The organism is Mesorhizobium sp. M1E.F.Ca.ET.041.01.1.1 (assembly GCF_003997355.1).
Classification (GTDB): domain Bacteria; phylum Pseudomonadota; class Alphaproteobacteria; order Rhizobiales; family Rhizobiaceae; genus Mesorhizobium.
On sequence record NZ_RZSL01000333.1, the window covers coordinates 1 to 6908 of the forward strand.

Genomic DNA, 6908 nt, shown 5'->3' on the forward strand with positions numbered 1-6908 from the left:
TCACGCACAAGATCAACGACGGGCACCGAATAGGTATAGGAGCGGCCGAAATCGAGGCTGAGCAATCCGCCCGCCCAGTGCAGGTAGCGCAGGGCAAGCGGCGCGTTGAGCCCCATCTGGTTGCGCAAGAGCTCAACCTGGTCAGCGCTGGCGTTGAAGCCCAGCATCAGACGCGCCGGGTCGCCGGGCAGGATTTCCATCACCGCAAACACCACCATCGAGGCCAGCACCAGCGTGACGGCCGCGATGATGAGGCGTTTTGCGAGGTAGGCGGTCATCGGAGGCGACCGGGGGATCGCACCGGCCGTCAGTCCGTCCACTTCACCTTGGTAAGGTCGTTGGCTTGGATCGGCGCGTTCTCCCACAGGCCCTGCAGCTTGGCGTCCCAGACGCCGACCTTCGGCAGTTCGTAGAGGAAGCCGACGACGGCGTCGTCGGCAAGGATCTTCTGCGCTTCGCCGAGCAGTTCCTTGCGCTTGGCTTCGTCCGAGGTGAGGTTGAGGCTGGCGATGATCTTGTCGAAGGTCGGGTTGTCGTAATTGAAGTAATAATCCTTGCGCGAATAGATATCGATGTCGTTGGGCTCGGTGTGGGAGACGATGGTCAGGTCGTAGTCTTTCTTGGTGAAGACCTGATCCAGCCACTGCGCCCATTCGACCGGAATAATCTCCAGGTCGATGCCGACATCGCGCAGCTCGGAGGCGATGATTTCGCCGCCAAGCCGCGCATAGGAAGGCGGCGGCAGCTTCAGCGTCGCCTTGAAGCCGTTTTCGAGGCCGGCCTCCTTCAGCAGTTCCTTGGCTTTGGCGACATTGTGCGGATAGAGGCCGGTGAGATCAACGTAGTCCTTGTTGGCGGGCGACATGTGCGAGCCGATCGGCACGCCGAGACCGGCCGAAGCGCCGTCGATGATCGCCTTGCGGTCGAGCGCATAGGAGATCGCTTGTCTCACCTGCAGCTTGTCGAAGGGCGGCTTCTTGTTGTTGATCGAGAGGATGGTTTCGCCTTCCGTCGCGCCGATCACCACATGGAAACGCGGGTCGTCCTTGACCTGGGAGACGCTGTCGGGATCGAAGAAGGGGAAGGCTTGGATGTCGCCGGAAAGCAGCGCCGGCACGGCGGCGGCGGCGTCAGGCACGATGCGGAACTCGACCTTGTCGAGGGAGACAGGCGCCCCCCAGTAATTGTCCGACTTCACCAGCGTGATCGAGGAGCCCTTGGCCCAGCCCTGGAACTTGAAGGGACCGGTGCCGATCGGCTTTTCCTTGTTGGTGTCGGCGGATTTCGGCGACACGATCACCGCGTCGCCCCAGCCCATATTGTAGAGGAATGATCCCTGCGGATTCTTCAGCGTCACCTTGACGGTCGCCGGGTCGACCACGTCGACCTTGTCGATCTGCGCGAACAGACCTTTCTGGGCATTGACCGAATTGTCGGCGCGGGCGCGGTCGAGCGAGAATTTCACGTCGTCGGCGCCGAAGTCGCTGCCGTCATGGAATTTGACGCCGGTGTGCAGCTTGAAGGTGTAAGTCTTGCCGTCATCCGAGATGGTCCAGCTTTCGGCGAGGTCGGGCAGCACCTCGCCGTTCGGGCCGATACGGGTAAGACCCTCGAAGACATTGGCATAGAGCACTTCGTCGATCGCCGCCGCGGCGCCCGCGGTCGGGTCGAGATGCGGGGGCTCGAGCGGAATGCCGATGACGAGATCGGTGCGCGCGGCAAAGGCCGACGTGGCGGCAGCGAGCGACAGCACGGCCGCGGCCAGAATGGTCTTCCACAATTTCATCGCTGAACTCCCATTTGCTTAAATTCGCGCAAACCCGGCGAATAGAAGCGTGATTTGGCCCGCGAGTAAATTGCGTTTCGTGCTGCCGGGCGGCGCCAAGGGAAATGTTTTTCCGGATCAGCCGGTCGTGCCGCGCAGCAGCACGTTGAGGCCGATCGCCATCACCTTGGCCGATTCCACCATGTCGGCGATGCCAACCCATTCGTCCGGCCGATGAGCAAGGTCGAGGATGCCGGGGCCGTAGGCGATGCAGTCGTAGATATGGCCGATGCGGGCGACGTGCTTCTGGTCATAGGTGCCGGGCGAGATCACATAATCCGGTTCGCGGTCGAAGACCTCCATGATGCCCTTGGCCACGGCCTTGACCACCGGCGCGTCGCGCTCGGTCATCAGCGGCAGCACCTCCATCAGGTCGCGGATCTCGTAATCGAACTTCTTCCGCTCGCGCTTCAGCCGTTCGAGGATGCCGGTGACTTCGCCTTTGACGGTTGCGAGGTCTTCCTCGAGCAGGAAGCGGCGGTCGATCGTCAGCCGGCAGGAATCGGGCACGTTGGGCGAGGGGAGCCCTGGCCGGAAATCCTCGGTCTGGCCGCCATGGATGGAGTTGATGTTCATGGTCGAGCGCCGGGCGCCCTCGGGCACCACCGGCATGCGCGTCATCTTGCGGTCGAGCGCCGGGAAAAGCTCGTCCTCGAAGGCCTGCAGCACGGCGCCCATATGGCGCACGGCGTTGTCGCCAAGGAAAGGCATCGAGCCATGCGCGATCTCGCCCTTGGTCTCGATCTCGGCCCACCAGACGCCGCGATGACCAAGGCAGATCCGGTCCTTGTTCAGCGGCTCGGGAATGATGACGTGGTCGACCTTCGGCCTGGAGAAGTAGCCCAGCTTCGCCAGATGCGCGACGCCGCCGAAGCCGCCGGACTCCTCGTCGACCGTGCCCGATATCTCGATGGCGCCGGGAAATTCGGGATAGACCTGCATGAAAGCTTCCGCGGCGATGACCGAAGCGGCGAGCCCGCCCTTCATGTCGCAAGCACCGCGGCCATAGACCCGGCCGCCCTTCACCACTCCCGCAAAAGGATCGACGGTCCAGCCGTCGCCGGCCTCGACGACATCGATGTGCGAGTTGAAGTGGACGCAAGCGCCCGGCGCGCGGCCATCGAAACGGGCGACGACATTGACGCGCGGGTAGCGGTCGGTATCGCCGGGCGCGCCCTCGGCGCGAATGAACTCGGTTTCAAAGCCGAGCTTCTTGAGGCGCGCGCCAAGATACTCGGCGCATGGCCGATAGGCCTCGCCTGGCGGATTGACGGTCGGAAAGCGGATCAGGTCGGCGGTCAGCGCGACCAGGTCGTCGACCCGGTCATCGACGGCCCGAAGCAGCAGTTCATTCATCCGATGGATTGAAAGAGGAACGCGGTGGTTTTGCAAGCGGCCTCTGGCTCGCCGTCAAACAATAATCGGGTCAAACAATAATCGGAGCCAAACAATGATCAGGGCAGGCTCAACGGGTTAAACCGTCGAGAGTGCGTGCCGCACCGGCAACCATGGCGGGAAAATCGTTCAAATTCGCAGCATCGGATTGGCGGATTCGTCAACGAGTGTGTGGTATTTAACGCACCTGCGGGCAAAATGATGGAAAAAAACCGCGTGACGGCAAGGGGCAATCGAAGGGGTTTGATCGCATGAAAAAGTCCGTTCTCATGGCAGCCGTGCTGGCGAGCACGTTGCTCGGCACGCCGATCGCAAGTCGGGCGGCCTCGCTGGTCGCCAACATCGACGTGTCGTCGCAGACGATGACCGTCAGCAAATACGGCCAGGTGCTTTATCGTTGGAGCGTGTCGACGGCGCGCAAGGGCTACTTCACGCCGCGCGGCAGCTATAGGCCGCAATGGACAGCCCGGATGTGGTACTCGCGCAAATACGAGATGTCGCCGATGCCCTATTCGGTGTTTTTCCGCGGCGGTTATGCCATCCACGGCACGGGCGCAGTGAGGTATCTCGGACGCCCAGCCTCACATGGCTGCGTGCGCCTGCATACGGCCAACGCGGCGACCTTCTATTCGATGGTGAAGGAAGTCGGCTACGGCAACACGCGGATCGTCGTGACCGACTGAAAACGGGCCGGGAGAGGTTCGCCGATGGTCGCAGGCAGAAATTGCTGCCTGCGCGCCTGCCCCTTTTCGGAGCGTTGCAGCAAAGCCTCACATACTTAGAAAAACAACAGCTTATGCTGCCTTCACTATTGCGTAAGCTGGCCTTCACTACGCGGCAATGGTAAGCGAGACGCGTCAATTCTGACGGCTTGGGGAACTATGATGTATCGATTCCTTTTGGGCGCCGCGATCGCGGCAACCGCAACTTCGGCTTTTGCTGCCGATGCGCCAGTCGTTTTGGACCAGGAACTCGCACAACCGCATATCTCCGGCTACGGGGAGGTATATCTCGGCGGAATCTATTTCGCGACTCCCGGGGACGATGCAAACGGCACCACTGCCGGTGGCGCCGCTCGGATCAATTTCCCGATCGATGCCCGCTGGAACATCCAGACCGACGCCGTTATCGATTCGATTTGGATCGAAGGCACCAACATCTACAGCTACGGCGGCGCCATCCATGGCTACTGGCGCGATCCAAGCAGCTATGCGCTGGGCGGATTTGCGACGATCACCGGATATGGCGGCGATGAGTTTGGCGACGAAGATCTCTATACCTTCACGGTAGGTCCCGAAGCCCAAGCCTATTTCGGCAACGTGACGGTTTACGGCCAGGTCTACTACGGACAGTTGCGGGCCAGCGGCGAGTCCGAACATTTCGACAATTGGGGCGGCCGTGGGATCGTGCGGTATTTCGCGCAGGACGATCTGCGTTTCGACGGTGAACTCGGCTTCTCGCGGCTGTCCGGCTTTGGCGAGCATTTCGACACCGTCACGGCGGCATTGCAGGCTACCTACCGGTTCTCGGGGACCCCTTGGTCGGTGTTTGGCCGCTATCAGCTGGACCACCTGACTTTCTCCGAAGCATCGGGCAGCGTAAACGTCCACAAATATGTGATCGGGCTGCGGGCAAGCTTCGGTTCGGATACATTGCTCTCCGAAGACCGCAATGGCGCGACCATGGATACCTATCGGCCCAACCTAACGATACCGTTCCTCTAGGAATTGCTCGGCCAGTTCAGCTAGCCTGGATCAAAGCCGCGAAGCGTGATCTTCGCGGCTTTTCCTTGTGCAGACATCGGCGCTGTTGTGCCCGGGCTGGGTTGATCAAGCCGGAGAACGGCGCTGAGCGCCTGATGCCGCCCGAAGGCTCAGCTGACCTCTCTGGCCTGCCCACGCCGTTTGCGGCGGCGGCCGCTCATCTCCCAGCGCTTGTGGAACCACATCCACTGTCCGGGATCCTCGCGCACCCAACGCTCGACGACGTCGGCGAGAAGCTGTGTGGTGGCATGAACATCGACGCTGCCGCCTTCGGTGCGCGGCAAGATGAGCTTGTCCTCGATTTCAAGGCGGAACCGGTTGCCCGGCAACCTGACACAGCGGGCCGGATAGACATCGCACTCATAGTGGCGGGCAAGCATACCCAACACCGGGTTGCTCTGGCAGGGACGGCCGAAGAAAGTCGTTTCGACGCCGTCCGTGAATTTCTGGTCGACCAGCACGCCGATGGTGCCACCCTTCTCCAGAATGGCGGCGAGAGCAAATGACGCGCCGGTCGAGGAGGGCAGCAGGCCGCCCATCGTCGAGCGGCGTGTCGAGTGGATATAGTCGGCAAGGTAGGGATTGTTGGGCGGGCGAAAGAGCGCCGTGATGTTCATGCCGAAGGTGGCGGCCGCCACCGGCAGCAACTCGAAATTGCCGAGATGGCCGGTGAACAGGATATGCGGCTTCTTCTCGCCGGCGATCTCGACGAAATGGTCGATGCCGCGAACCTCGACCCGACCCGGCTTGGCGGCGTTCGGGTCGAAATCGAAGAGGGCGTCGAGGAAGATGTACTCGGCCGCCAGCCGGGCCATGTTGCCCCACATGTCGGATGCGATGGCCTCGATCTCGGCATCGCTCTTTTCCGGATAGGCGAGGCGCAGATTGCTGACGGCCACCCGATGCCGTCCGACCAGCGGCCCGATGCGGCGGGCGACTCGGTCGGCGAAGTTGAGCGCGCTGTCCGGCGGCAAGAGACGCAGCAGACCGATCATCGCCATGGCCAGCCGCGCCACCAGCCAGTGCTCCATCTGGCGCAACCGCCGGCCATAGCGGAACATGAAGTCCCGGCGGGCTTTCTTGAGCACCTTGCCGACCATCTTTAAACGCGCAGGATGATCTTGCCGAAGACGTCGCGGCCTTCCATGCGCTTCAGCGCGGCGTCGATGTCGTCGAAGCCGACTTCGGTATCGATCACGGGGGAGACGAGTCCGGCCGCCATTTTCTGCATGGCGTCGGCCATGTTCTCCATGCGGCAGCCGAAGGAGCCGAGCAGCTTCAGTTGCTGCTGGAAAAGCTGCATCAGATTGACCTGCGTCGACACGCCCGAGGTCGAGCCGCAGGTGACGAGACGGCCGCCGCGCTTCAAGCACAGCATCGAGCCGGCAAAGGTATCGGCGCCGACGTGCTCGAAGACGACGTCGACGCCCTTCTTCTTGGTCAGCTTGCGCACGACGCCTTCGAAACGGTCCTCGCGGTAGTTGATGACATTGTCGGCGCCGAGCGCCTTCGCCTTGTCGATCTTGTCGTTCGACCCGACGGTGGTGATCACGGTGCAACCCATGCGCTTGGCCAATTGGATGGCGGCGGTGCCGATGCCGGAGCCGCCGGCATGGACAAGGATGGTCTCGCCGGGCTCGAGTCTGGCATTGTCGAACAGCATGTGCTCGACCGTGCCGAAGGTGACGGGGGCGACCGCGGCGCCGATCTCAGACACGCCGGGCGGCGCAGACACCAGCAGGCGGGCCGGCAGGTTGATCTTCTCCTGCGCGAAGCCGTCGAGATGGAAGCCGTGGACGCCGGAAACATGCTCGCAGAGATTGTCGCGGCCTTCGCGGCAGGCGCGGCAGAGCCCGCAGGTGCGCGCGCCATAGATCGACACCAACTGTCCCGGCAGGAGATTGGAAACACCTGGTCCGACCGCC

6 protein-coding genes and 1 pseudogene are annotated in these 6908 nt (G+C 62.4%); 2 read left to right on the forward strand and 5 right to left on the reverse strand.

Going from position 1 to position 6908, the window contains the following annotated elements:
* From EOA38_RS23510 to EOA38_RS23520, 3 genes and pseudogenes are all read right to left on the reverse strand, one after another.
* Positions 1-278 (reverse strand): annotated as a pseudogene (locus EOA38_RS23510) (ABC transporter permease); the annotation flags it as partial.
* A 29-nt stretch (positions 279-307) separates the two neighbouring features.
* Positions 308-1786, reverse strand: a complete 1479-nt coding sequence (locus EOA38_RS23515) for an ABC transporter substrate-binding protein (RefSeq protein WP_126093327.1) — start codon at positions 1784-1786, stop codon at positions 308-310.
* Positions 1787-1903: 117 nt separating this feature from the next.
* Positions 1904-3181 (reverse strand): acetylornithine deacetylase/succinyl-diaminopimelate desuccinylase family protein, encoded by a 1278-nt coding sequence (locus tag EOA38_RS23520; protein WP_126093328.1) that lies wholly within the window; start codon positions 3179-3181, stop codon positions 1904-1906.
* A gap of 290 nt (positions 3182-3471) precedes the next feature.
* Here EOA38_RS23520 and EOA38_RS23525 point away from each other — a divergent pair, with 290 nt between their 5' ends.
* Positions 3472-3903, forward strand: a complete 432-nt coding sequence (locus EOA38_RS23525) for a L,D-transpeptidase (RefSeq protein ID WP_126093329.1) — start codon at positions 3472-3474, stop codon at positions 3901-3903.
* A 201-nt stretch (positions 3904-4104) separates the two neighbouring features.
* Positions 4105-4944, forward strand: a complete 840-nt coding sequence (locus tag EOA38_RS23530) for a hypothetical protein (protein WP_126093330.1) — start codon at positions 4105-4107, stop codon at positions 4942-4944.
* Between the two features lie 149 nt (positions 4945-5093).
* Here the strand turns inward: EOA38_RS23530 and EOA38_RS23535 are convergent, their stop codons facing one another.
* Both EOA38_RS23535 and EOA38_RS23540 read right to left on the reverse strand, forming a co-directional pair.
* Positions 5094-6083, reverse strand: a complete 990-nt coding sequence (locus EOA38_RS23535; protein ID WP_126093331.1) for a lipid A biosynthesis lauroyl acyltransferase — start codon at positions 6081-6083, stop codon at positions 5094-5096.
* Between the two features lie 2 nt (positions 6084-6085).
* A partial coding sequence (locus EOA38_RS23540; protein WP_127300364.1) for a zinc-binding dehydrogenase occupies positions 6086-6908 on the reverse strand: 823 nt, incomplete at its 5' end.

Excerpts from the sequence above, each read along its gene's own strand:
- EOA38_RS23535 (WP_126093331.1), bottom strand. The coding sequence starts at position 6,083 with ATGGTCGGCAAGGTGCTCAAGAAAGCCCGCCGGGACTTCATGTTCCGC.
- EOA38_RS23530 (WP_126093330.1), top strand. The coding sequence starts at position 4,105 with ATGTATCGATTCCTTTTGGGCGCCGCGATCGCGGCAACCGCAACTTCG.
- EOA38_RS23515 (WP_126093327.1), bottom strand. The coding sequence starts at position 1,786 with ATGAAATTGTGGAAGACCATTCTGGCCGCGGCCGTGCTGTCGCTCGCT.
- EOA38_RS23520 (WP_126093328.1), bottom strand. The coding sequence starts at position 3,181 with ATGAATGAACTGCTGCTTCGGGCCGTCGATGACCGGGTCGACGACCTG.
- EOA38_RS23525 (WP_126093329.1), top strand. The coding sequence starts at position 3,472 with ATGAAAAAGTCCGTTCTCATGGCAGCCGTGCTGGCGAGCACGTTGCTC.